The 22,002-nt window shown below is 72.3% G+C and carries 30 protein-coding genes; 9 read left to right on the forward strand and 21 right to left on the reverse strand.

From position 1 onward, the window contains the following. Positions 1 to 13: 13 nt before the first annotated feature. Together rsgA and aroA are read right to left on the reverse strand one after the other, a co-directional pair. Positions 14 to 1,015, reverse strand: coding sequence for a ribosome small subunit-dependent GTPase A (rsgA, locus tag AB7F12_RS27775; RefSeq protein WP_428498449.1), 1,002 nt, complete (start codon positions 1,013 to 1,015; stop codon positions 14 to 16). A 51-nt stretch (positions 1,016 to 1,066) separates the two neighbouring features. Beyond that, complete coding sequence (gene aroA, locus AB7F12_RS27780) at positions 1,067 to 2,332, reverse strand: 3-phosphoshikimate 1-carboxyvinyltransferase (RefSeq protein ID WP_428498448.1); 1,266 nt, start codon at positions 2,330 to 2,332, stop codon at positions 1,067 to 1,069. A gap of 39 nt (positions 2,333 to 2,371) precedes the next feature. On the opposite strand from aroA, the gene AB7F12_RS27785 reads away from it, so the two are divergent. The 3 genes from AB7F12_RS27785 (at position 2,372) to AB7F12_RS27795 (ending at position 4,232) form a co-directional block, all read left to right on the forward strand. Next, entirely contained in the window at positions 2,372 to 3,184 is an 813-nt protein-coding gene (locus AB7F12_RS27785) for an SOS response-associated peptidase (protein WP_428498447.1), read from the forward strand. Continuing rightward, positions 3,181 to 3,804: an alpha/beta family hydrolase gene (locus tag AB7F12_RS27790; protein WP_428498446.1), complete on the forward strand. Its 624-nt coding sequence runs from the start codon at positions 3,181 to 3,183 to the stop codon at positions 3,802 to 3,804. Before AB7F12_RS27785 ends, AB7F12_RS27790 begins: the two co-directional genes overlap by 4 nt. 113 nt (positions 3,805 to 3,917) lie before the next feature. Continuing rightward, positions 3,918 to 4,232, forward strand: coding sequence for a YbjQ family protein (locus tag AB7F12_RS27795; RefSeq protein ID WP_428498445.1), 315 nt, complete (start codon positions 3,918 to 3,920; stop codon positions 4,230 to 4,232). 10 nt (positions 4,233 to 4,242) lie between these two features. On the opposite strand, the gene ybaK is transcribed toward AB7F12_RS27795, so the two are convergent. Then, on the reverse strand, positions 4,243 to 4,719 hold the full coding sequence (ybaK, locus tag AB7F12_RS27800; protein ID WP_428498444.1) for a Cys-tRNA(Pro) deacylase: 477 nt from the start codon (positions 4,717 to 4,719) through the stop codon (positions 4,243 to 4,245). A gap of 77 nt (positions 4,720 to 4,796) precedes the next feature. On the opposite strand from ybaK, the gene AB7F12_RS27805 reads away from it, so the two are divergent. Continuing rightward, on the forward strand, positions 4,797 to 5,600 hold the full coding sequence (locus AB7F12_RS27805; protein WP_428498482.1) for a sigma-70 family RNA polymerase sigma factor: 804 nt from the start codon (positions 4,797 to 4,799) through the stop codon (positions 5,598 to 5,600). After that, on the forward strand, positions 5,597 to 5,932 hold the full coding sequence (rsrA, locus tag AB7F12_RS27810; RefSeq protein WP_428498443.1) for a mycothiol system anti-sigma-R factor: 336 nt from the start codon (positions 5,597 to 5,599) through the stop codon (positions 5,930 to 5,932). Before AB7F12_RS27805 ends, rsrA begins: the two co-directional genes overlap by 4 nt. 69 nt (positions 5,933 to 6,001) lie before the next feature. On the opposite strand, the gene AB7F12_RS27815 is transcribed toward rsrA, so the two are convergent. Next, positions 6,002 to 6,076 carry a 50S ribosomal protein bL37 gene (locus tag AB7F12_RS27815; RefSeq protein ID WP_103380071.1) on the reverse strand — a complete coding sequence of 25 codons (75 nt, stop codon included), beginning with the start codon at positions 6,074 to 6,076 and terminating at the stop codon, positions 6,002 to 6,004. Positions 6,077 to 6,206: 130 nt separating this feature from the next. Between AB7F12_RS27815 and AB7F12_RS27820 the strand changes: the two genes are divergently transcribed. Beyond that, positions 6,207 to 7,706, forward strand: a complete 1,500-nt coding sequence (locus AB7F12_RS27820) for a sensor histidine kinase (RefSeq protein WP_428498442.1) — start codon at positions 6,207 to 6,209, stop codon at positions 7,704 to 7,706. 263 nt (positions 7,707 to 7,969) lie between these two features. Here the strand turns inward: AB7F12_RS27820 and AB7F12_RS27825 are convergent, their stop codons facing one another. Both AB7F12_RS27825 and AB7F12_RS27830 read right to left on the reverse strand, forming a co-directional pair. Beyond that, complete coding sequence (locus tag AB7F12_RS27825; protein WP_428498481.1) at positions 7,970 to 8,221, reverse strand: WhiB family transcriptional regulator; 252 nt, start codon at positions 8,219 to 8,221, stop codon at positions 7,970 to 7,972. 422 nt (positions 8,222 to 8,643) lie between these two features. Continuing rightward, a complete protein-coding gene (locus AB7F12_RS27830; RefSeq protein WP_428498441.1) occupies positions 8,644 to 9,573 on the reverse strand; it encodes a diacylglycerol/lipid kinase family protein in 930 nt (309 codons plus the stop codon). Positions 9,574 to 9,606: 33 nt separating this feature from the next. On the opposite strand from AB7F12_RS27830, the gene AB7F12_RS27835 reads away from it, so the two are divergent. Next, positions 9,607 to 10,035, forward strand: a complete 429-nt coding sequence (locus tag AB7F12_RS27835) for a hypothetical protein (RefSeq protein WP_428498440.1) — start codon at positions 9,607 to 9,609, stop codon at positions 10,033 to 10,035. Here the strand turns inward: AB7F12_RS27835 and AB7F12_RS27840 are convergent. Beyond that, positions 9,980 to 10,507 (reverse strand): N-acetyltransferase family protein, encoded by a 528-nt coding sequence (locus AB7F12_RS27840; RefSeq protein ID WP_428498439.1) that lies wholly within the window; start codon positions 10,505 to 10,507, stop codon positions 9,980 to 9,982. The two genes, AB7F12_RS27835 and AB7F12_RS27840, sit on opposite strands and share 56 nt — an antisense overlap. Positions 10,508 to 10,632: 125 nt before the next feature. On the opposite strand from AB7F12_RS27840, the gene AB7F12_RS27845 reads away from it, so the two are divergent. After that, positions 10,633 to 11,145 carry a L,D-transpeptidase gene (locus tag AB7F12_RS27845; protein WP_428498438.1) on the forward strand — a complete coding sequence of 171 codons (513 nt, stop codon included), beginning with the start codon at positions 10,633 to 10,635 and terminating at the stop codon, positions 11,143 to 11,145. A 10-nt stretch (positions 11,146 to 11,155) separates the two neighbouring features. On the opposite strand, the gene AB7F12_RS27850 is transcribed toward AB7F12_RS27845, so the two are convergent. From AB7F12_RS27850 to AB7F12_RS27915, 14 genes are all read right to left on the reverse strand, one after another. Then, positions 11,156 to 11,764: an acid phosphatase gene (locus tag AB7F12_RS27850; RefSeq protein WP_428498437.1), complete on the reverse strand. Its 609-nt coding sequence runs from the start codon at positions 11,762 to 11,764 to the stop codon at positions 11,156 to 11,158. A 31-nt stretch (positions 11,765 to 11,795) separates the two neighbouring features. Then, positions 11,796 to 12,479 (reverse strand): SAM-dependent methyltransferase, encoded by a 684-nt coding sequence (locus AB7F12_RS27855; RefSeq protein ID WP_428498436.1) that lies wholly within the window; start codon positions 12,477 to 12,479, stop codon positions 11,796 to 11,798. A gap of 252 nt (positions 12,480 to 12,731) precedes the next feature. Further along, positions 12,732 to 13,286, reverse strand: coding sequence for a VOC family protein (locus AB7F12_RS27860; RefSeq protein WP_428498435.1), 555 nt, complete (start codon positions 13,284 to 13,286; stop codon positions 12,732 to 12,734). Between the two features lie 13 nt (positions 13,287 to 13,299). Next, positions 13,300 to 14,049: an RluA family pseudouridine synthase gene (locus AB7F12_RS27865; protein ID WP_428498434.1), complete on the reverse strand. Its 750-nt coding sequence runs from the start codon at positions 14,047 to 14,049 to the stop codon at positions 13,300 to 13,302. Positions 14,050 to 14,344: 295 nt separating this feature from the next. Next, a complete protein-coding gene (locus AB7F12_RS27870) occupies positions 14,345 to 15,604 on the reverse strand; it encodes a tyrosine-type recombinase/integrase (protein ID WP_428498433.1) in 1,260 nt (419 codons plus the stop codon). Then, positions 15,604 to 15,783, reverse strand: a complete 180-nt coding sequence (locus tag AB7F12_RS27875; protein ID WP_428498480.1) for a helix-turn-helix transcriptional regulator — start codon at positions 15,781 to 15,783, stop codon at positions 15,604 to 15,606. Before AB7F12_RS27875 ends, AB7F12_RS27870 begins: the two co-directional genes overlap by 1 nt. Before the next feature lie 5 nt (positions 15,784 to 15,788). Beyond that, positions 15,789 to 17,123: a replication initiator gene (locus AB7F12_RS27880; RefSeq protein ID WP_428498432.1), complete on the reverse strand. Its 1,335-nt coding sequence runs from the start codon at positions 17,121 to 17,123 to the stop codon at positions 15,789 to 15,791. Then, on the reverse strand, positions 17,120 to 17,683 hold the full coding sequence (locus AB7F12_RS27885) for a hypothetical protein (protein ID WP_428498431.1): 564 nt from the start codon (positions 17,681 to 17,683) through the stop codon (positions 17,120 to 17,122). The genes AB7F12_RS27880 and AB7F12_RS27885 overlap by 4 nt, the downstream gene beginning before the upstream one ends. After that, a complete protein-coding gene (locus AB7F12_RS27890; protein WP_428498430.1) occupies positions 17,680 to 17,886 on the reverse strand; it encodes a hypothetical protein in 207 nt (68 codons plus the stop codon). The genes AB7F12_RS27885 and AB7F12_RS27890 overlap by 4 nt, the downstream gene beginning before the upstream one ends. An 8-nt stretch (positions 17,887 to 17,894) precedes the next feature. Continuing rightward, positions 17,895 to 19,331 (reverse strand): FtsK/SpoIIIE domain-containing protein, encoded by a 1,437-nt coding sequence (locus tag AB7F12_RS27895; RefSeq protein WP_428498429.1) that lies wholly within the window; start codon positions 19,329 to 19,331, stop codon positions 17,895 to 17,897. Between the two features lie 3 nt (positions 19,332 to 19,334). Next, positions 19,335 to 19,538, reverse strand: a complete 204-nt coding sequence (locus AB7F12_RS27900) for a hypothetical protein (RefSeq protein WP_428498428.1) — start codon at positions 19,536 to 19,538, stop codon at positions 19,335 to 19,337. A 318-nt stretch (positions 19,539 to 19,856) separates the two neighbouring features. Beyond that, complete coding sequence (locus AB7F12_RS27905) at positions 19,857 to 20,054, reverse strand: hypothetical protein (RefSeq protein ID WP_428518031.1); 198 nt, start codon at positions 20,052 to 20,054, stop codon at positions 19,857 to 19,859. Positions 20,055 to 20,089: 35 nt separating this feature from the next. Beyond that, complete coding sequence (locus tag AB7F12_RS27910; protein ID WP_428498426.1) at positions 20,090 to 20,467, reverse strand: hypothetical protein; 378 nt, start codon at positions 20,465 to 20,467, stop codon at positions 20,090 to 20,092. Between the two features lie 110 nt (positions 20,468 to 20,577). Then, positions 20,578 to 21,354, reverse strand: a complete 777-nt coding sequence (locus tag AB7F12_RS27915) for a GntR family transcriptional regulator (protein ID WP_428498425.1) — start codon at positions 21,352 to 21,354, stop codon at positions 20,578 to 20,580. A 70-nt stretch (positions 21,355 to 21,424) separates the two neighbouring features. On the opposite strand from AB7F12_RS27915, the gene AB7F12_RS27920 reads away from it, so the two are divergent. Beyond that, positions 21,425 to 21,856 (forward strand): NUDIX hydrolase, encoded by a 432-nt coding sequence (locus AB7F12_RS27920; RefSeq protein WP_428498424.1) that lies wholly within the window; start codon positions 21,425 to 21,427, stop codon positions 21,854 to 21,856. Positions 21,857 to 22,002: the final 146 nt, after the last annotated feature.

Raw genomic sequence — 22,002 nt, forward strand, 5'->3', positions numbered from 1 at the left:
TAGCGAACGCCGGTCAGCGCAGGGCGACCAGGACCCGCCGCAGTGCCTCGAGCCGGGCGGGGCGCAACGCGCCGGCGGCGACGAGCGTGTCGAGGGCGCACTCCGGATCGGCGGGCGGGCCGAGGTGCCCGCAGCCGCGGGGGCAGTCCTCCACGGCCGCGGCCATGTCGTCGAAGGCCGCGATGACCTCGTCGGACGTGACGTGGGCGAGCCCGAACGACCGCACCCCGGGGGTGTCGACGACCCAGCCCTGCCCGTCGGGCAGCGGCAGCGCCAGCGCCGCGGTGGTGGTGTGGCGGCCCTTGCCGACCCCCGACACCACCCCGACCGCACGCTCGGCGTCCGGCACCAGCGCGTTGACCAGCGTCGACTTCCCGACGCCCGAGTGCCCGACGAGGGCGGACACCTTGCCTTGCAGGAGCGCGGCGAGCTCGTCCGGCGGCTCGTCGCGGCGGGTCACGACCACCGGGAACTCCAGCTCCGCGTAGGTCGAGGCGAACGGTCCGGGATCGGCGAGGTCCGACTTGGTCAGGCACAGCACCGGGGTGAGTCCGCCGGCGAAGGCGGCGACGAGACAGCGGTCGACGAACCCGGTCCGCGGCTCCGGGTCGGCCAGCGCCGTCACGATGACCAGCTGCGCCGCGTTGGCGACGACGATCCGCTCGTAGGGGTCGGTGTCGTCGGCGGTGCGGCGCAGCACGGTGTCGCGGTCCTCGACGCGGACGATGCGCGCCAACGTGTCGACGGTGCCGGACACGTCCCCGGAGAGGCCGACCCGGTCGCCGACGACGATCGGTGTCCGGCCCAGCTCCCGGGCCCGCATCGCGATGACCGGCGGGCGGGCGGCGTCGCCGTCGGGGGCGCACGTCCAGCGGCCCCGGTCGACGCCGATGACCATCGCCTCGGCCGCGTCGGCGTGCTCGGGGCGGCGCTTGCTGCGCGGCCGCGACCCGCGCCGGCCCGGCCGGACCCGGACGTCGGTCTCGTCGTACTCGCGCGGCCTGCCCGGGCTCATCGGACGCCCGTGCCGGAGCGCGCCCGGACGACGCCCATGCTCACGTCCGGCTCATGCGAGCAGCGCCGTCCAGCTCCCCGGGAAGTCGGGGAACGTCTTGCTGGTGGCGCCGATGTCGTCGATCTCCACGCCGGGGACGACGAGCCCGACGAGCGCGCCCGCGGTCGCCATCCGGTGGTCGGCATAGGCGCGCCACGGCCGGTCGGTGGGCGCGGTGAGCGTGGCGGGCCGGATCTCCAGCCCGTCGGGGGTCTCGTCGACGTCGCCGCCCAGCGCGGTGATCTCCGCGGCGAGCGCGGCGATCCGGTCGGTCTCGTGGCCACGCAGGTGCGCGACCCCGCGCAGCCGTGACGGCGTCGGGGCCAGGGCCGCGACGGCGGCGACCGTGGGGGTCAGCTCGCCGACGTCGTGCAGGTCGACGTCGACACCACGCAGCAGATCGGGACCGGTGACGGTCAGCCCGTCCGCCCCGGGGGAGACGGTGCAGCCGAACTCGCGCAGCACCGGGAGGATGCCGATGCCCGGCTGCGTCGACTCGGCCGGCCAGCCGGCGACGGTGACCGTCCCGGCGGTGACGGCCGCGGCCGCGAGGAACACCGAGGCGTTGGACAGGTCGGGCTCGACGACCCATTGCCGCGGCTCGATCCGCCCGTGCTCGACGCGCCAGGTGTTCGGCTCGGAGTCGTCGACGACGACGCCCGCGTGGCGCAGCATCGCGACCGTCATGTCGATGTGCGGCAGCGAGGGGACGGGTTTGCCGTCGTGGTGGACGGTGACGCCCTTGTCGAACAGCGCCGCCGACAGGAGCAGGCCCGACACGAACTGGGAGGACTCCGACGCGTCGATCGTGACCGTGCCGCCCTCGATCCCGCGCTCGCCGACGACGACGAACGGCAGCGAGTCGCCGACGATGACGGCGCCGAGCGAGCGCAGCGCGTCGAGGACCGGGCCCATCGGGCGTTCCCGGGCGCGTTCGTCGCCGTCGAAGCGCACGGCGCCCTCGACCAGCGTCGCCGCGGGCGGCATGAACCGCATGACCGTGCCCGCGAGACCGCAGTCGATCGAGCCGGCCGCGAGGCCCGTGTGCCGGTCGACGGTGATGTGCTCGCCGTCGACGTGGATCGGCACGTGCAGGGCGCGCAAGGCCTCGACCATCAGCATGGTGTCGCGCGTCGCGGGCGCGCCGTCCACCGACGCGGGGCCACCGGAGAGCGCGGCGAGCAGGATCGCGCGGTTGGTCATCGACTTCGAGCCCGGCACGGTGACCCGGCCGTGGACGGGTGCTGTCGCGTGCGGGGCGGGCCAGGTGCCGGTCACGACGTCATGGTTTCACGAGAGGCGTGGAACGATGGAGGCATGTGCGGCCGCTATTCCTCCACGAAGGCCCCCGCCGACCTCGCCGACGAGTTCCGGGCCGTCGACGCCACCGAGGACGAGGGCACGCCCGACTTCAACGTGGCTCCGACCAAGCAGGTCACGACGGTCGTGGAACGCCACCCCCGCGACGACGACGGTGCGCCGATCCGCGACGAGACCCAGCGGACGCTGCGCCGGGTCCGGTGGGGGCTCGTCCCGTCGTGGTCGAAGGACCCCTCGGGCGGCGCCCGGATGATCAACGCCCGTTCCGAGACCGCCGCCGACAAGCCCGCGTTCCGCCGCGCCCTGGCGTCGCGACGCTGCATCCTGCCCGCCGACGGCTGGTACGAGTGGCAGCGCCGCGACACCGACACCGGGAAGACGAAGCAGCCGTACTTCACGACGTACGGCGACGGCTCGTCGGTCGCGATGGCCGGGCTGTGGGAGTACTGGAAGCCCAAGGACGAGAAGCTGCTCGCCGAGTACCCCGACGGCCTGGTCACCGTCGCCGTCCTGACGACGGAGGCCGTCGGCCCGCTCGCCGACATCCACGACCGGATGCCGCTGGTGCTCGACCCGGCCGACTGGGACGCCTGGCTGAACCCGGACGCCGACGCCGCGGACGCGTCGGTGGCGCGCCTGCTGGCCCCGCCGTCGGCGGCGCTGGTCGACCGGATGGAGCTGCGGCCGGTGTCGAACCGGGTCAACAACGTCCGCAACAACGGGCCCGAGCTGCTGGAACCGGTGCGCCCCGAGGACGTCGAGGAGGCGCTGCAGCTCGACCTGCTCAACTCCGGCCGTAACCCGCAGTGAGCGTCACGGCGAGCGAGGTGCGGGAGGTCGGGACCCCGCACGGTCCGGCCCGCGTCCACCTCCTGCCCGGCGACGGGCGCGGCGTCCTGCTCATCGGCCACGGCGCCGGGGGCGGCGTGGCCGCGCCCGACATCGTCGCCGCCGCCGGTGTCGCCGGGGCCCTCGGGCTGCACGTCGGGCTGGTCGAACAGCCCTACCGCGTCGCCGGCCGCCGGGCCCCCGCTCCCGCCGCGCAGCTCGACGCGGCCTGGACGGCCGTGTGCGCCGACGTCCGCGGCTTCTGGGAGGAGGTCCCGTTCCTCGTGGGCGGCCGCAGCTCGGGCGCGCGGGTCGCGTGCCGGACCGCCGCCGCCACCGGCGCGGACGGGGTGCTCTGCCTGGCGTTCCCCGAGCACCCGCCGGGCAGGCCGGAGAAGACCCGCGCCCCGGAGATCGACGCCGTCACCGTCCCGGTGCTCGTCGTGCAGGGCGAGCGCGACCCCTTCGGCCGCCCGGGCCCGGCCCCCGGCCGCGAGGTCGTCGTCATCCGGGGCGACCACTCGCTGAAGGCCGACGTCGCCGGGCTGCGGAGCGCCGTCGAGTCCTGGCTCACCGGCGTGCTCGGCGGCCGCATTCCGTGAGGTGCGGGCGGCCCGGTGCTGTGGAGCTCGCTGTGACGGCCCCGTCGGGTCCTGGTTGGAGTGTGAGCCGGCCCACTACTGTTCGGCCCATCGCGACGCGGCGAGGGGGAACCATGCTGATCACCACCATGAACGACGTCCCGGGCAGGACCGTCCAGCGGGTGCACGGCGAGGTGTTCGGGCTGACCGTCAGGTCCCGCCACGTCGGGTCCCAGATCGGGGCGGCGCTCAAGTCGCTGGCCGGCGGCGAGCTCAAGGGCATGACGAAGAACCTGGAGTCCAGCCGCCAGGAGGCCATCGAGCGTCTCACCGCCGCGGCGGAGGCGTTGGGCGCCAACGCCGTCGTGGCCATGCGGTTCGACACCACGGAGATGGGCGACACCTGGACCGAGGTGTGTGCCTACGGCACGGCCTGCACGGTCGTCTGACGGCGCCCGGTCAGGGTGCTGCGATCGCTGCGACCGTCGCGTTCGCGGCGCGGGCCAGGTCGGCCGGGGCGAGCTCGACCTCCAGCCCACGGCGGCCGCCGCTGCAGAACACCGTCTCGAACTCGTCGGCCGACGCGTCGAGCACCGTGCGGAGCCGTTTGCGCTGGCCGAGCGGGGAGATGCCGCCCGCGACGTAGCCGGTGGCGCGCTCGGCGTCGGCCACCTGGGCCATCCTCGCCCGCTTGCCGCCGACGGCCGCCGCGAGGGCCTTGAGGTCGAGGCTGCCGGCGACCGGCACTATCCCGACGGTCAGCACACCGTCGACGTCGGCCACCAGGGTCTTGAACACCCGGCCGGGGTCGACGCCCATGGCTTCGGCGGCCTCGGTGCCGTAGGCCTGCCCGTCGCCGTGGACGTAGGTGTGCACGGTGTGCGCGATCCGCTGCGTGGTCAGCAGCGCGGTCGCGGGTGTTCCCTTCCCTGCCACGCTGTGAGACTAAGCGTGCCGGGAACGGGAATCCGGGACGGGAGGGTGGCGTTCGGCAGAACGTGACGTACGCAGTGATGGACCCGCCCACGCGAGGGAGGGGCGTACCCTTCCCCGCAGACCTGACCACGGCCGACGTGGTCGGGCGCGACCTGTTCCCGGGGGTGACGAGCCTCCGGCCCGGAAGGAGCGCGGTGCCCGCCACCCCGGCGTCACCCGAACCGGCTGCCGACGGCACCGCACCCGCCGAGCGGGAGGCCGACGACACGGCCGCTGCCGGCGTGCGCGCGGACGAGACCGCCGACGAGCGTGCCGCCCGCTTCGAGCGCGACGCGATGCCGCTGCTCGACCAGCTCTACGGCGCGGCACTGCGGATGACGCGCAACCCCGCCGACGCCGAGGACCTCGTCCAGGAGACGTTCCTCAAGGCGTACTCGGCGTTCCACACGTTCCGTGAGGGCACGAACCTCAAGGCGTGGCTGTACCGGATCCTCACCAACACCTACATCAACGGCTACCGCAAGCGGCAGCGCCAGCCGCTGCAGTCGCCGACCGACGAGATCACCGACTGGCAGCTCGCGCAGGCCGGTGAGCACAGTTCGACGGGTCTGCGGTCGGCCGAGGTCGAGGCGATGGACAACCTCCCCGACGACGACGTGAAGGCCGCGTTGCAGGCGCTGCCGGAGGACTTCCGGATGGCGGTGTACCTGGCCGACGTCGAGGGCTTCGCCTACAAGGAGATCGCCGAGATCATGGGCACTCCGATCGGGACGGTCATGTCGCGGCTGCACCGTGGTCGTCGCCAGCTGCGCGACATGCTGACCGACACGGCGCGCGAGCGCGGGTTCATCCGCGGCGAGCAGCAGGAGGCGAGCCGATGAACTGCGAGGGGTCCCACGAGACCGACTGCTCGGAGGTGCTCGCGGAGGTGTGGTTGTTCCTCGACCACGAGTGCGACCAGCAGCGCCGGGCGCTGCTGGCCCGCCACCTCGACGAGTGCGCGCCGTGCCTGGCCGAGTACGGCATCGACGAGAAGCTGAAGGCGTTGCTGGCCAACAAGTGCGGCGGCGAGCACGCGCCCGACGGGCTGCGCGACCGGTTGCGCCGCCAGATTCGGCACGCGGTGCTGGAGCAGGCCGAGGTGACGATGGAGCGGGGCCCGGACGGCACGACCGTCGAGGTGCGTACGACGCGGGTCGAGCGCTTCGGCTGACCTCCACCGGACACACGAGAGCCGGCCCCCTGCACGGGGGCCGGCTCTCGACGTTCGTGGCGCGTCACATCAGGTGTTGGGACGCTTGCCGTGGTTCGCGCCGCTCTTCTTGCGGTCGCGCTTCTTCCGGGCCCGCTTCGACATGGTTCCTCCTCACAGCAACTCGTCGTGGAATGGTTCCAGTCTCCCACGTGGTTGGATGGACGCTTCGCCGGTGGGCCCCACGCCGCGGGTGACGAGAGCAGAGCTGGACGACCGGACGGGACGGTGACGGGTGTCGACGCTGAGCGAGCTGCTCGCGGCCCACACACAGCTGCCCGGCGAGGCCGTCGACCACCTGCAACGCGTCGTCGCGGAGTGGCAGCTGCTGGCCGACATGTCGTTCGCCGACTTCCTGCTGTGGATCCCGCTGCCCGACGCCGACCACGCGCTCGCCGGTGGTGCCACCGAGTTCCTGTGTGTCGCGCAGGCCCGCCCCGACACCGCTCCGACCGCGCACCCGCAGGACATCGTCGCGGCGCGGGTCTCGGCGGTCGACAACCCGCACCTGCGCCGGGCGGTCGTCGAGGGCCGGATCTGCCGCGAGGAGGATCCGCGCTGGCACCTGGAGGTGCCGGTGCGGCGCGAGACGATTCCCGTGCGGCACAACGGCCGTGTCCTCGCTGTGCTGTCGCGCGACACCAACCTCGCGATGCCGCGGGTGCCCAGCCCGCTGGAGATCGCCTACCTGGGCAGCGCCTCGGACCTGTGCCAGATGATCGCCGACGGCACGTTCCCGCCCACGGCGGGCGTCGCCGGTGCCGACACGAGCCCGCGCGCGGGCGACGGCCTGATCCGGCTCGACTCCCGCGGCCTCGTCGCCTACGCCAGCCCCAACGCGCTCTCGGCCTACCACCGGATGGGTCACGCCAGTGACCTCGTCGGGCTGCCGCTCGCCGAGGCCACCCGCAAGCTGGTCCGCGACCCCTTCGATGCCGCGGAAGTGGTGGCGCGCATCGAGTCCGCGCTCGCCGGCCGCTCGTCGCTGCGCCTGGAGATCCGCGCGCGCGGGGCCGTGATGCTGGTGCGCGCGTTGCCGTTGCGCCCGCGCGGGGATGCGGCCGGCGCGCTCGTGCTGGTCCGTGACGTCACCGACCTGCGCCGACGTGATCTCGCCCTGCTCAGCAAGGACGCGACGATCAGGGAGATCCACCACCGCGTCAAGAACAACCTGCAGACGGTCGCGGCGCTGCTGCGGCTGCAGGCTCGCCGCACGTCGATCCCGGAGGCCAGGCAGGCCCTGTCCGAGAGCGTGCGGCGGGTCAGCTCGATCGCGCTCGTGCACGAGGCGCTGGCGTACTCGGTGGCCGAGCAGGTCGACATCGACGGGCTGATCGACACGGTGCTGCCCGCGATCGGCGACGGTGCGACGGCGGAGGTGCGCGCCAAGGTCCGCCGCGAGGGCAGCTTCGGGACGCACCCTGCCGCGATGGCGACGCCGCTCGTCCTCATCGTCACCGAGCTGGTGCACAACGCGCTGCGGCACGCCTTCGACGCCGGGCAGGCGGGCGAGGTGGTCGTGTCGGCCACGAGGTCGGCCGGGAAGATCGTCGTGGTCATCGCCGACGACGGCCGGGGCCTGCCGGAGGGCTTCGACCCGGAGCAGGCCAACGGGCTGGGCCTGCAGATCGTGCGGACCCTGCTGCACTCAGAGCTCGACTCGTCGCTGCAGCTCAGACCCCGTGCGGGCGGCGGTACGGAGGCCGTTCTCGAGCTCCCTCTGGGGGGGAGATAGCCTGACACTGTGATCCCAGGTACCGGTGCCGTGGTCGCGCTGGTTCCGTGGCCCGGGATCGCCCCACACCTGGAGCGCTCCCGCGAGGTGAGCGCCCGGTGAACGCACCGCGGGCCCGAAGCCGGTGGCGTCCGGCATTCGGGCCCGCGGTCAGGGAGCTCCGTACTTCTCTGCTCTGTACTTCTTCGCTCTCTGAGTTCTTCTCGTTCTGAGTCCTTCTCGTTCTCGGCCGCGTAGGCGTCGCAGCCGGTCGGAGGCGGAAGTCAGGCGGTACGAGCGCGCGTGCGAGCGTTGCGGCGCTTCAGCGCACGACGCTCGTCCTCGCTCAGCCCGCCCCAGACGCCCGCATCCTGGCCGCTCTCGAGCGCCCACGCGAGGCATTCGGTGACGGCCGGGCAACGACGGCAAACCGTCTTCGCCTCGGCGATCTGAAGCAACGCCGGGCCGCTGGTGCCGACCGGGAAGAAAAGCTCCGGGTCCTCGTCGCGGCAAACGGCGTGGTGACGCCAGTCCATTTCGCTAGCTCCTCGGTATTGCGCGATCGGGGTCGCGCCGATCGTCTGCTCTGTCACGGTGTTTCCGCGCTTGTGAATGATTTCACGAGCACGGCGGGTCTTCAAGGGTCCAGGTCCGCCCGGGTGAGCATCCTCACCCACTCAACCCAACGAGGTCCACCGGATTTGGTTACCGGAGGGCATTCCCGTCACGAAGAGCGACAAACCCATACCCGGTTCACTGCTTTCCGGGTACCCGGTCTGCAACGAACCAAAGGTGCGGGGGGTTCCCGCTGTGGTGCCGTGGTGCTCGTCTAGATTGAAGGACTGTTTCCCCAGGTGCGAGACCCTTGCGGCTCGACGGTCCACCGCGAGCGGTGAATGGACCACCTGCGTCACTCCGTCGAGTGGCCGCGCCGTTCGGCTACGACGAGCAGCCCGTCTCACACGACGACGCGCAACGCCCGCGGCACCGCGTGGAACTCCATCTCGGTCCTCGCGCCGATGTGGTCACCGTCGATCTGCAGCGCCAATGGCCTGTCGGAGCGCACCTTCACCCAGGCCACGGCGTCCTGGCGGGCAACGTGGCGCCCCCGCGGGTCACCGTCGGGGCGCAGCGCCTGCCGCAGCACACCCGTGATCGTCGGCAGCCCCAGGTCCTTCAACGCGAACAACGCCAGCCCGTCGGTGAAGGACGCACCCGGATGCAGCCGCACCGCCCGCCCGTCCAGATACGTCCACGGGTCGGTGTTGCTGACGAACGCCAGCCGCACCCCCTCCAACGGGGCCGCCCCCGGAATCTCCACCGTCATCGACGGCGGCCGGCGGCGCTCGTTCCAGTACTCCCGCAACGCCGTGCGTGCGTAGCGCATCGGCGTCGCCTCCAGACCCTGCGCCCGCGCCCGCTCCACCGCCGCCACGACCTCCGCGTCGAGCCCCAGGCCCGCGTTGAAGGTGAAGAAGCGGTCGGCGGTGCGACCCAGCCCCACGAGCCTGCTGCGCTGTTCCTCCAACGCGTTGAGGATCGCGCCGGTGGCCTCCATCGGGTCGCGCGGCATCCCCAGCGCCCGCGCGAAGACGTTGGCCGACCCTCCCGGCACCACCGCGAGCGCCGGCGCCGACTCCGGATCCGAGGGCAGCCCGTGCGCCAGCATCCCGTTGACGACCTCGTTGACCGTCCCGTCGCCACCCAGGGCGACGACGAGCTCGATGCCGTCGGCGACCGCCTGCGCGGTCATCTCCGCCGCGTGCCCCCGGTAGTCGGTGAGCAGGACGTCGAGCTTCAGCTCGCTCGCCAGGGCGTGCGCCAGCACGTCACGTCCCGCCGGAGTGGTGGACGTGGCCTGCGGGTTGACCACGAGCAGCGCGCGCACCGGCCCGAGGGTAGTCGGGCCTATCCTGCGGACGTGACGAGCGAGCCCGAGCCCACAGCACGCCCCCTGCCGGACACACCACCGCAGGTCCGGCTCGCCGGGGTCGTCGTCGCGCTGCAGGGCCTCGTCGGCATCGTGTTCGGCGTGGTCCTGCTCGTCCGGGGCCTGGGCGCCGACGTCGGCATCCGCTACGTCCTCGGCGAGACGGGCTACTTCGTCGTCATCGGCGCCGCCTGCGTCGCCATCGGCATCGGACTGCTCCGCGGCAGGCGCTGGGCGCGCAGCCCCGCCATCGTCGTCGAGCTCCTGCTGCTGCCCGTCGTCTACTCCCTGCTCGGCCCGTCCAGGCAGATCGTGTGGGGCATCGTCGTCGGCGCCGTCGTGATCGCGACGTTCCTGCTCCTGATCAGCGAGCGCTCCCGGACGTGGGCGCTCGACCTGCACGACCGCTCAACGCGGTGAGTGCCTCGCCGTCCAGCCGAAAGTTCGTCCACTCGTCCATGCCGACGGCGCCCAGCGCCCGGTAGAACTCGATCGACGGCGTGTTCCAGTCGAGCACCGACCACTCCAGCCGGGCGAACCCGCGCCGGGTGCACTCCGCCGCCAGCGTCGCCAGCAGCCGCAGCCCCAGCCCGCCGCCGCGATGGGCCGGCCGCACGTACAGGTCCTCCAGGTGGATCCCGTGCACGCCCTCCCACGTCGAGAAGTTCAGGAACCACAGCGCGCAGCCCACGACCCGCCCGTCGACGACCGCGACGTGCCCGAACAACGCCGGCGCGGGCCCGAACAGTGCGGCGTCCAGCTGGTCGGCGGTCAGCCGGCACGACTCGGGCTCGCGCTCGTAGTCGGCCAGCTCGTGGACCAGCTCCACGACGGTCGCGACGTCGTCGCGCTCGACCGGGCGGACGGAACCGGAGGAAGAGGATGCGCTCACGTGCCGACCGTAACCGCGGGCCCCGGTGATCACCCGGGAGCAGGACGGGTGAACCCGTGGGCCGGACGGCGCAACCTCCATGCCTCCCATTCGTCTAATCAGAGGGGCAGGACGGAAGGGGAACCGTGGGACGGCACTCGAAGGTCGGGGCGTTGCGGATGCGTTGGCGGCTCACCGCCGCGACGGTCGGCGCGGTCGGCCTCGGCTCGATGCTCATCGCACCCGTCGCCCAGGCCGCGCCCGGCCCGGCGGGTGGCAACCCCCAGCCCGGCGGCACGACGTCACTCGTCGAGGGCACGCCCTGCACCGTCACCGCGAAGGCCTGCGTGGACCTCGCGAGCCGCCAGTCGTGGCTCATCACCGACGGCAAGGTCGACGGCGGGCCCGTTCCGATGATGCCGGGCGCCCCCGACCAGCCCACCCCGGTCGGCACCTTCCACGTGGAGTGGAAGGACCCCCACCACGTCAACACCCAGAACCAGCCCATGCCGTGGTCGGTGTTCTTCGCCGACGGCGGCATCGCCTTCCACGAGGGCAGCCTGCAGCGCTACTCCGCCGGGTGCGTCCACCTCACCGACGCCGACGCCCAGCACTACTACCAGACGCTGCAGGTCGGCGACGAGGTCCAGGTCCACTGACCCGTCGTCATCATCCCGCGAGGTCGGGGGTGAGGTTCGTCGCCGCCAGCTGGTGCGCCTCACGCTCGAAGCCCAGCACCGCCCACGCCGCCGGGTCCATCGCGATGTGCTGCCCGCCCGCCGCGGACAGCCCGATCCAGCGCGCCATCAGCACCCGGCTGAACTGGCCGTGCCCCACCAGTACGACGTCGCCGTCGCCGAGGTGGGTCGCCGCCTCGGCGAGCATCGCGTCGGCGCGCGCCGTGACCTGCGCTGCCGTCTCGCCGCCCGGCGTCGGATGCGTCCACACCGTCCACCCCGGCACCGACTCGCGGATCTCCGGTGTCGTCACACCCTCGTACTCGCCGTAGTCCCACTCGGCGAGCCGGTCGTCGATCCGGTCGACGTGCAGGCCCGCCAGCTCGGCCGTCACCCGCGCCCGGACACGTGGGCTCGCGACGACCAGCGCCGGCGGCCCGGTCGTGCCGCGCAGGCGGGGGAGCAGTGCCCCCGTCGTGACCGCACGTTCGCGGCCGCGGTCGGTCAGCTCGATGTCGGTTCGGCCCGTGTGCCTCCCCGACTTCGACCACTCCGTCTCGCCGTGGCGCAGCAGGTAGATCCGGCCGGTGCTCGAGGTCACGGCGGAAGCCTATGGGCTGCGGCGCCCGCCGTCAGGTCGTCGGGACGTGGCGGTGGGCGCGCAGGACCGTGTCGGTGATCGTCCACTCACGACCCTCGCCGTCCGTCCACGGCCGCGTCCGCGCCTGCGAGGTGTCGACCGTCCACTCCTGCGGGTCCAGCACCGCGGCCACGTCGTCGGCGGTGAAGAACAGCTCGGGGATCGGCGGCCGCGGCACACCGGCGGCGAGATCGTCGGGATGGTGCCCGACCACCAGCAGCGTCCCGCCCGGCGCCGTCGCCGCCGCGAGCCGGCGGTTCAGGTCGTCGCGCATCCCCGGTCGCAGGTGTACGAAGTGGGCGCTGACCAGGTCATAGGTTCCCGGAAGCGGGTCCGCGGTGGCGTCGAGGTGCAGCCACGTCGCCCGGTCGGCCACGCCTGCCGCCCGCGTATGCTCCGCGGCCCGCTCCAGCGCCACCCGCGAGATCTCGACGCCCGTCACCGTCCACCCGCGGCTCGCGAGCCAGACGGCGTCCGCCCCCTCGCCGCAGCCCACGTCGACCGCGGTGCCCGGCGCGAGGCCGCTCACCTCGTCGACGAGCTGCTGGTTGGGCCTACCGCTCCAGATCGTGGGCGCGGCCCGGTAGCGACCGTCCCAGAAGGCCTCGTCGAAGACCATGTCGGCGAGGTCGGGGATCTCGCGCATGTCCCGGTGGTCGGCGTGCGTCTCGTTCACGCCTGCGACCCTGTCCCCGCGGGCCGCGGCACGGCAAGCCGTCGTGCCGGAACGGCAACACCCGCTGCGGTGATCGCCGTTCGCGGGACATGGGCGTCACGGGTGGCGCTCATGTCCCGATCCGGCACGTCCGGTCCGGCCCCGGCTGGCGTGGCGGCGCGCGAACACCTCGGCGATGCGGGGCGCGACGGCCGCGAACTCCTCCCAGGAGGCCATGCGGGCACCCTAGGGCGAACGTGACGTGCACCGCAGTCAGAGGACGAGATCGGGCGCGCCCGCGAGCGTCAGCCGCACCCCGGGAGGTCCCTCCACAAACGTCACGCCGTGGACGGTGATCCCCGGCGGTGTCGGGCAGCTGAGCCGCACGGACACGAGGTCACGGGCGCCGCTCGAATGCCGCAGCGCCCCCGCCGGGGCGCGCCGCTCGGGCCGCAGCGCGTCGGGATCGCCGGTGACGAACACGCCGACGAACGGCAACGTCAGGTCGGTCAGCGAGGCCGACAGCAGGCTCAACGCCGGCCCGCCGCCCGGCACCGTGTAACCGGTGAACCCGCCCACGGGCAGGTCGCCGCGCGCGACGATCCCGTAGCCCGTGCCCTCACCCGCGCACCGCCGGGAGAAGCCCAGGCCCGCGACCGCCGGCTCGTCGACCCACAGGAACTCGACGTACGCACTCGGGAACAGCAGCCGCCGGTTGCGTGTGCCCTGCCCCTCGTGGCGGGTGCCCGCGTCGAGGCCGAAGCCGTCGAGCGCGGGCACGGCGTCGGGACCGGGCAGGAAGACGATGACGTGGTCCAGATCGGGCACCTGCCCGAGTGAACTACCGCTCGCGCGCGCGGTCCACGAGGTCACCGGCGACGGCAGCGGGAACCGGCGCCCAGAAGTCGTCGGGCGGCACGGCCTCGACCGTCACGTCCTCACCCGCGGGGGAGCGGAACCCGACGCGGAACGAGTGCAGGTACGTCCGCGGCTGCGGCGGGTCGGTCTTGCGCAGGAACAGCGGGTCGCCGACGATCGCGTGCCCCACCCACGCCAGGTGCACCCGGATCTGGTGCCGGCGGCCCGTCACCGGGTCGGCCCGCACCACCACCGACTCGCCGTCGTCGAACAACGACGTGCACTCCGTCCGCGAGGCGAAGCTCTTGCGGGAGTGCTCGTCCTCGGGGCGGACGAACCAGCGTCCCTCGTCGAACCTGATGTGGTCGCGGTCGGCCGCCACCCGGATCCTCCCGCTGCCCGCGGTCATCAACGGCAGCTCGACGACCGCCTTCCCGGGGAAGCCGCCGGGCCGGCAGACCGCCAGGTACGTCTTCGCGACGGTCCGCTGCTGGAACTGCCGCGTCAGCGCCCCGTGCGCCTCCTTCGTCTTGGCCAGCAGCACCGCGCCCGAGGTGACCTTGTCGATGCGGTTGACCCAGCGCAGCTCCTCACCGCCGTCGGCGGCGATGGTCACCAGATCGGTGTCGTGGCGCTCGCCCATCACCGACAGACCGGACGGCTTGTCGACGACGAGGCACGACCCGTCCTCCCACAGGACTGTCTCGGCGCGCAGCTCGGACCAGCGACTCACGCCGCGATCCTCTCAGGGCGCCCGCACCTGCCACGCCCCGGTCATGATCGCCGCGGCCCGGTGGGCGCTCGCCGGATCTGCCCGGGCGCTGCTGCGCCGCGCGACGCTCTCCCCAAGGGCACCGCCGCCGCGCCCTCGTCTGCCGCCGGAGATGCGACGCGCCCCCCGGCAACGGAAACGGCGCCGACCCGCGAGCCGCGGGTCGGCGCCGTCCGTGGAGCGCCTGGATCAGGCAGCCTGCTTGGTCTCCCAGAAGATCTTGTCGATCTGATGTCATGTTGGGTCTGACCTGGCATTACTGGTCGCTGTCAGAGCCCTGGGCCGTCGCTGGGCCGTCGGAGTCGGTCGGGCCGTCCTGCTCGTCGTAGGCGTCCGCGATCGCCGAGCGGGTCTTGTCGTCGCTGCTGGGCATCAGGTGCGTGTACGTCGCGAGCGTGAATGCGGCGTCGGTGTGGCCCAGCCACTCGGCCACGGCCTTGATCGACAGGCCGTGTTCGAGCAGCACCGAGGCGAAGAAGTGGCGGAGGTCGTGCATACCGTTCTCGTAGCGGCCGTGCGGGACGTCGACGTCCGCGAGCGCCTTCTTCCAGTAGTTCCGGTTGAAGTCGTTGGCCGCGATCGCGTGGTGCCACATCGACGTCACGACGAGCGTGTGCGCTTGCTGCTTGCCGCCGGGCACGTCCCACGGCAGCTCGATGGGGTCCGGAGGGAACCGGCGCAGGTGCGCAGCGAGGGCGAGCTTGACCGGCTCCGGTAGCGGGACCTCCCGCGTCTTGTCGTACTTCGGCAGCGCGAACACTCGCGCATTGCGAACGGTCTTGACCTGCCGCCGGACCGTGACGACCTCACGGAGGAAGTCGACGTCGCTCACCGCGAGCCCGAAGCACTCACCTTGACGAAGGCCGAGGCCGGCGGCGAGGTCGACGAGGACGCGGAACCGCTCGGGGAGCACGGCCCTGACCGCCCACACTTGCTTTGCAGGCCACGGGACGACCTTGTCCTTGACCGGGCGCGGCTTGCGGACCGACTTGCCGCTGAACGGGTTCTTCCCGATCAGGCCGTCGTCGGCGGCGGCCGTGAACAGCGCGGAGAGGTTCGTGAACAGCGTGTGCCGGTACCGGTCGGACATGCCGGCCTCGCGCAGATGGCGATCCCAACCGCGGATCGTGCTCGACGTGACGGCTGCGAGTTGCAGTGAGCCCAGCTCAGGCAGGATTCGCGAGCGGAAGCGCATCTCCAACGCCTCACGCGACATCTCGTCGACGTCGAGATCGGCCAGCCATCGCGCCGCGAAGGCGCGGACCGTGATCTTTCCGGCGCGTGGGTCGACGAACACTCCGAGTGCTTGGTCGACCTGCTGCTTGGCGAGCCACTGCTTGGCGACCTTGAGCTGACCATCGGCGAACGATCGGGACACCTCGTTGCCGTCTGGCGCGACGAATCGTGCCTTGTAGCGGTGGCCCTGCCCGTGGCGTGCGGTCTGTTCGCGCAGGGTCTTGTCGGGGTTGTCGGGGTCCGGGCGCGTGCGGAACCACCGATCCTGGACGTGGGCCATCAGGCCACCTCGTGAGCGAGCGACGTCAGCCACTTCTCGACGTCGGCGGGGCGGTAGCGGACGTGCTTGCCCACCCGCAGCCCGCGCGGGCCGTAGCCCTTTGAACGCCACTGGTAGACGGTCGCCTCCGGGACCCCGAGGAGTTCCGCAAGCTGCTGCAGCGTCAGGAGCTTGTCCATCGTGCTCACTGGGTCCTCCGAGTCGATCGGATGCGTTCGGCGTGGGCTATCGCGAGTTCGCGATCGGTCTGGTCGCGGTGGCCGATGCCGACGAGGTGCCAGTTGTTGACGACGATCACCGGCTCGGTGGCGGGGTCGTGGCCGAGCTCGTCGAGCTGCTCGGCAAGACGCCAGGTGCGCTGGTCGTGGTGGATGGCGCGGAACGTCGTGGAGTAGCGGCGGGACTTGGTGAGGAAATGGCCGCAGAACCCGAGCATGTGCGCCCACTTCCGCAGGTTGAGCGGCTCGTAGGTGTCGAGGCCGCCGAGCTGCCAGGCGGTTTCGATGATCCGCCGGTAGTGCGGGTGCAGCCGGAGGTGGTCGAGGTGGGCCAGCGATCGGATGGGGCGGTCGGGGTGCTGGTCGGTCTTGCCGGTGCCCTTGGTGGCGTACTTGGCGATGTAGCCGGCCAACCGCTGGTCGGTGATCTCGCCGCGGTCGTCGGTGACCTCGGCCGCTGCGGTGGCGGTGATGCGGCGGGCGTCGACCTGCGCCCCCCAGGCGAGCGCGAGTGATTCGCCGTCGGGTCGGGCGACCTCGAGCAGCACCGACCGGGCGGCGTCACGGACCGCGTCGGCGAGCAGGTCGTGTGTGGCGCCGGAGGGCGGCGGGTCGGTGGGTCCGTCGGGGCCGTCGAGGCGGATCGCGGCGTGGAAGTGGACCAGCCCGCGACGTTGGTACTCGGCGACCTTGGCGTAGGACAGCCGGGCACGTCCGGCGAACTCGCGGGCGGAGAGTCCGAGCCCGGCGGCCAGGGCGCGGCGCAGGGCGATGGTGAAGCGGTGCCACAGCTTCCCGGCGTGGGCCTGCCAGAGCACCGACCCGACGTAGTCGTAGGTGTCTCGGTCGAGCGGGGTCCCGATATTCGGGTCGCCGTCACGATGGTGGGTGCCGCAGGGACACGGAATGACCCGCCCACGAGCCGAGAGGCGTCGGGAGTGGACCGAGCCGAACGAGGGCGCGGTGAGGGTCAGGAACAGGCGGGGCCGGTCGGTGACGGTGGTCGGGACGCCCTTGTCGCCGCCTGCGAGTCCGGCGCGGATGAGGTGGAAGGCGTTGGCGGCGTAGCGGTCCGAGCAGGCGGGGCACACGGTTTCGCGGCGGTTCCCGCACGGTGCCCAGACCTCGCCGGTGCGCTCGACGAGGACGCGGCCGGAGGTGGTGGTGATGGTGGAGGAGCCGCGGAGCCGGACGGGGTGGGCGCATCCGCCGGTGGCTTCGACGCGGGCCCGCCAGGTCGGGTAGTCGAACGAGCGCAGCCGGGCGGACAACGCGCTGTCGGTGTCGTGGGTGGTGGTCATGGGTAGACCTCGCGTTCGTGCTCGATCTCGACGGCACCGGGTCGGCGCTGGTGGTGGCGGGCCAAGCGGGCGGCCCCAGCCCGGTAGGACGAGGCCCGGCCGATGACGTCGCCGTGTTCGGTCTCCACGAGGTAGGCGCCGTCCTGGCGGACGATTGACCCGGAGAACGTCCCGTCGGCGGCGGTGACCAGGCCCAGGCCGGGCCGGACGACGTCGACGAGCAGCCGGACCAGGCCGTCCGGGGCGGGGGCGGTGGTCGCGGTGGCGGGGACGTCGACCAGGACGGCGGGTTCGGGTTCCCGGCGGCTGTCGAGCAGGACCGCCACCCGTGCACCGTGCAGGAGTCGCCCGGCGGCGAGCAGCTGGGCCACGGTGGCGGCCTCGTCGGGTCGGGCCGGGATCGCCATCTCCGCGGCGCGGGTGCCGACCGCGCGGCTGTGGACCTTCTCTGCGATGCCGACCAGCACGTAGCCGGGGTCCCGTGCCTCGCGCAGGACCCGGTGGGTCAGGTCGTCGTCGAAGAGCAGGGCTTGCCCGGCGGATTCGGGGTGCCGGGTCATCGGTGCCACCACCAGGAGCTACGGGCCTCCGAGGCCCACTCAGCGGCCAGTGCGCGGACCGACCACAGCTCGACCAGAGCGGCGGTGAGGAGGATCAGCGGGAACCAGCCGGAGCCGGTGGGCAGCAGCCACCACGCGGCGCCGACCGCGACGGCGAGAAACAGGGTGAGCTTGAGCCAGACGGCGACCGCCCAACCGGTCACGGTCCACATCACGCCACCCCCTCATCGTCGTCGGCGGGCAGCCCGATCGCCTGCAGACGGGGCCGTGGGGTGCAGCGGTCAACGAGCTCGTCGATCTCGGTGTCGCTCACGTAGGCGGCACGGAACCGCACGGGCAGCCGCGAGCCCTGGTCGATGACGAACCCGATCCCGGCGTGGCGGGGGTCGCCAGGAATCTCATCGGCCAGCGCACCCCGCTCCCGCGCTCCGTCGCCGAGCACCATGTCGACGTGGGAGGCGGCGGTGACCCCGAGGCAGACCCGGGTGGGGAACAGCTCACGGACGTCCACGACGTCCTTGGAGGGCTCCTGGACGTAGCCCATGACGCTGATGAGGCAGGCCCGGCCCTGGGTGAGCAGCTCGGCGAGCAGGCGGAGGGCGTCGCGGACGTCGGAGCGTTCGCCGTAGGCGGTGAGCATGGCCATCTCGTCGATCACCACGACATCGAGAGGCCGGTCGGTGGAGACGTCGAGGCGGCGGAGGTTGTTGGCGCGCATGTGTTCCTGGCGGTTCTTGAGGACGTCGCGGACGTCGTGCAGGACGCGCAGGGCGTCGGTCATGGTGGTGGCGTGGCGGTGGAACAGTGGGGCGCCGCGTGAGGTCTCGGCGCCGCCCTTGAGGTCGATCACCCACAGCCGGACCAGGCCGTCACGGATCGCGGGTCCCATGGCGCGCATGGGCGCCCACAACAGCGACCCCTTGCCCGAGCCGGAGGCGCCGGCGACGAGGACGTGGGTGCCGAGGACGCGCAGGGTGAACGGCTGGCCGTGTTCGTTGTCGCCGACGTCGAGGGCCGACAGGTCTGCGTCAGCAGCGTCGACGGGGATGGCGGGGGCGGGGATGACGTGGTCGAACGGCATGTCCCGCTCGACGACGATGGCCAGGACGCCGGGGCGGGTGCGGGTGATCGCGACCCGATGCGCCGTGAGTGCGTCGGCGAGGGCGTCGGCGCGGTCGGTCCAGGTGCGCAGGTCCTGACCACGGGCGGGGCGGACGTAGAGGGTGTCGATCGACAGCGTGGCGGAGCGGACGCGCAGGATGCGGGGGATGACGAGGCGACCGGTGCGCCGGTTCTCCCGGGCGAGGTCGCAGTCGGCGAGGGTGTCGGCCCAGCGGCGGCCGCGGTAGCAGGTCCAGCGTCGCCAGAGCGGGCGCAGGATCGGGGCGGCCCAGCGGTCGAAGCTGGCGGGGTGGCAGCGGCCCCACACGAGCACGGCGAGGACCAGGGCGCCGAGCACGGCGCCGGTGAGGACCGGTCCGACGAGCACCAGTGCAGCGATGATCGCGGCGAGGACGAGCAGGAACGCGGGGTGGCGGGCCAGCCAGGCGAGTGCGCGCCACTCGGCGCCTGCGGTGCGCGAGGACGGGCGGTGGTTGCGGCCGTGGGGGTAGACGCGGGTCAGCGACGTCGTGGACGCGTGGGCCATCGCTCAGACCCCCTTGCGGATCGCGAGCGCGGCCAGGCGGAGACCTTCGGCGATCCCGGCGCGCCAGGCCTGTTCGGTGGGCAGCTCCGGGCCGTCCGGGACGATCCATTGGCGCCGCTCGCGTTCCAACCGGCGGACCAGGCGGCCGACGCCGAAGGTCGTGGGGCGGGTACGGCCGCCGGGGCGGGTCGTGGTGATCACCTGCATGTCAGGACCTCCTGAGTCGTGACGGGCTGAGTCGTGCAGGGGTGGGTGGTGCCGTGGCAGGTCGAGCAGGCGCCTGTGGCGTCGCAGGCCGGGCAGTCGGTCCCGTCCTCGGCGCCGGGGTAGGTGTCGGCGGTGGTGCCGTAGCCCTGGCAGCAGTCACAAGCGCCGCTGCCGGAGCAGTCCGTGCAGGTCATCGCTGATGTCCTTCCGGATTTGGGCATGGGGGTAGCCACAGCCGAATTCGGCGAATTGCGGGATGGGTGCGCAGAAATGGCGCGGACGAGATTCGGGGTGGCTACCCCGCAGGCCGGGAAAAGGTCAGGCGGCCGGGTTGTGGCGGGCGGCGTCGAGCTGGGCCACGACCTTGGCCAGGATGTCGCGCAGGCGGACGAGGCCGTCGCGGGTGGCGTAGAGGGTCACCGAGCCGCCAGAGCCCTCGGCCCGCACGGTGGCCCGCTGCTCCTGCGTGTAGAGGTGTGGGATCAGCCGCGCCGTCTCGTGGACGTGCACGTTCACGTCCACCGAGGTTGAGGGCAGCCAGTCGGGGCGGCTCACTTGTCGCCACCACCACGCGGGGCCGGGGCGTGCTTGATGCCCATCGCCTTGAACGACAGCCCAGACGTGACCCGGCCCGCGCCGTTGTCGATCTGGTACTGGCTCACGCGCGCGTCGAGCAGCTCGACCCGCACGTCCTCCCCGAACCCCTCACCCGGGTCGGTCGCCAGGGTCACCTTGATCTCCTCGCCCTTCTGCGACCGCTCACCGGGGTTGGTCCGCAGCTTCGCGAACAGCGCGACGACGAACTGGGTGGCGCCGGCCTTGTCTGTCACCGGGACCTGCGCGCCGTTGGCGTCCTCGCGCATCTTCGGTGCCGGGGGCTCGACGATCACGAGCTTGTAGCCGCCGAGGTTGACCGGGATGTCACGCATGCTGTCCTCCGTCACTTGCCCTTGACTGGACGTCTAGGGGAGTTAGAAGAGGCTAACAGAACGTCTAGACAAGTCGCAACAAGTCGCGAGGATTTGTCCGTAGTCGCACGTCAGCGTGCTGGGACCTCATACTCAAGGACGTACGCGGGTGCGGCTTTGACGGTGTCGCAGACCTCGACCGGGCGGCCAGTCGTGTCGAACGCGGTCCGGACGACGACGAGCACGGGCACCCCGTCGGCCAACTCCAGGCGTCGGCGCTCGTCGGCGGTCGGCATCCGCGCGGTGACCTCTTCGACGAAGTGGTCGAGGGTGTGCCCGGCGTCTTCCAGGCGGGCGTAGATGCCACCCGGGCCGGTGTTGACCGCCGCGATCGGAGTGCCCTCAGCGATCTCGGCGGGCAGATAGGAGACGGCGACCTCGATCGGCCGGTCGTCGGCCAGGTAGCGCCGCGAGCGCACGAGCACGGCGTCACCGTCAGAGAGTCGGAGGCGTTCACGCACGTCGGGAGCCGGGGGAGCGGTGGTGACCTCAATCTGGTCGACCTGGGCGCGCACGCCGGCCTTTTCTGCCTCGGCGAGGAACGCGGCCTGTCCGGCCTCACGGTGCTTGCGCGCGAACCGGTCCGACGCCAGACGCCGTACGGGGGCCGGAAGCCGCACGAACACCCCGCGCCCGTGCTCAGCCACAACCAGGCCCTCGGTGCGCAGTTCCTGGATAGCCTGCCGCGCGGTCATGCGGGCGACGCTGTAGTGGCCGGTGAGCTCGGCCTCGGACGGGAGGCGGTCGCCGGGACGCAGCTCGCCGCGGTTGATGGCGTCGCGCAGCTGGGCCGCGATCTGCCGGTACGGCGGTCGATCATCGCCGCGGTCGATGCTCCCGAGCTGCACTTCGAACTCCTCCAGTCGTCCAGACGACTGTTACCGTAGTTGCGCGGAGTCAACGAGGGAAAGCAGGGGCATGACCGACACGCCGAAGCATTCCGTGAGCGTAGCCGGGATTGTCGTGCGCGACGACGGCCGCATTCTCGCTGTGCAGCGTCGAGACAATGCGCATTGGGAACCGCCGGGCGGCGTGCTCGAACTCGGCGAGACGTTCGAAGAAGGCGTGCGGCGCGAGGTCGCTGAAGAGACCGGTGTCGACGTCGAGGTCGAGCGGCTCACCGGCGCCTACAAGAACCTGCCTCGCGGAGTCGTCGCACTCGTGTTCCGATGCGCCGCTGTCGGTGGCGACCCGGGAGAGTCTGACGAGGCCCAGCGCGTCCGCTGGCTGACGCCCGTCGAGGTCGAGCAGCTCATGGCGCCGGCCTACGCGGTCCGCGTCCTCGACGCTCTCGGCGATGGCGTGGCTGCCCGAGCGCACGACGGTGTCCAGGTCATCTCTGACCCGTAGTCGTCGACGGCGCGGCGTCAGCGTTGTCTGGTCTCACCTGACGCTTGACGTTCCTGTCCCGGGTGATGGTTGACGTCCGGGCTAGGAAACTGAGCGGTTCTGGGCCTTGAGATTACGGATCGCTCCGCTGGTCGTGCGGGTGAAGA

The sequence above is a fragment of the Pseudonocardia sp. genome (assembly GCF_050250275.1).
Taxonomy (GTDB): Bacteria; Actinomycetota; Actinomycetes; order Mycobacteriales; family Pseudonocardiaceae; genus Pseudonocardia.